Genomic DNA, 1,077 nt, shown 5'->3' with positions numbered 1-1,077 from the left:
TCTTGCTCCAAGGTAATCGTGATAGGGGCTTGAGGCGTCTCTTCTTCTTCCTCCTCCGCCAATTCACTCGTTTCAGAAGGGGCTACATAGGGGTCCTCAGGGATATCCTCAAGGAGCTCTCCCTCGTCATCGCCATCGTCCACCGACTTATTGCGTCGGAACCACGATAGCAACCCCTTTCGCTTAGGCGCCTCGTCACTCTTCACACCAGTGCGCTTCGCCTCTGCCCAACGGTTGTACTTGGCACGAATCCCCTGGAAAAATAGAAATTGCACCAGCAAGAGGGTCAGGATAATCACCAGCCAAAGGCCAAAACCTCCTACCCTCATCTCTAGCCAAACCCGTACCGTCTCTCCCAAAATGCCACCTGGGTAAAAGAAAAAACTAGCTGCGATAGGACGGAATATAGTAGCAGAGAAGAGCGACGTCCAAAAGGTAGCAATAGTGGAAAAGATAATCAGCTTCGGGTAATTGACCTTGGCAGGCCCTAGCAAGCCAAGACCCATAGCGAGGAGAAGGATGATCACAAAAATCACTCCCAGACCTACCCACTCATTCACCATAAGATGCATCAGATGCATCCCTACCACCCCGCTACTTCCCTGCATCGCCTCGGCCTGAGCTGCCACATCGGCAAGGTCGGGATCGAGCAACACACTCTGGTCCGCAGACCCCTCAAAGAGATAGGTGACAAAGGCATAGAGCATAAAAAGACCCAGACCAAAGAGTAGCAAACCAATGGAGACGGGGAGCATACGCTCCTTACCCATCATGCCCCTGAAGAAACGACCTGCTCGCTCCCTCAGACTACCCCCTAGTTCAATCTCTTCACCCGACCGACTACGGCGGTTCTCCACCGGTTTCTCCCTAACGATCCTCTTCTTGCTCATCAACTCAATACAATAATATTATACTCTGCAAACTTACCCAAATCCTAGCACAATAACCCCACACACCCACACCACCTCCGCAAAAAAGAGGCAACGCTACGCATTAGAAGAGACAGTTGTACGAATGATCATATACAAACTGTTGAGGATAATGCAGTAAGGACCTCGGCAGAGGTCCCTCTTAAAT

Annotated in this window: 1 protein-coding gene; it reads right to left on the bottom strand. The window is 50.9% G+C overall.

What is annotated here, in order from left to right; all coding sequences use genetic code 11:
* Nucleotides 1–890: DNA translocase FtsK 4TM domain-containing protein (locus QVO39_RS01905; protein WP_288171525.1), on the bottom strand; the 890-nt coding region annotated here is incomplete at its 3' end.
* Between the last annotated feature and the right edge of the window lie 187 nt (nucleotides 891–1,077).

Origin of the sequence: Porphyromonas sp. CAG:1061 (assembly GCF_000435035.1) — a bacterium.
Classification (GTDB): Bacteria; Bacteroidota; Bacteroidia; order Bacteroidales; family Porphyromonadaceae; genus Porphyromonas_A; species Porphyromonas_A somerae.
The sequence above is the reverse complement of the archived record's forward strand: the minus strand, read 5'-3'. Positions and strand labels throughout refer to the sequence as shown.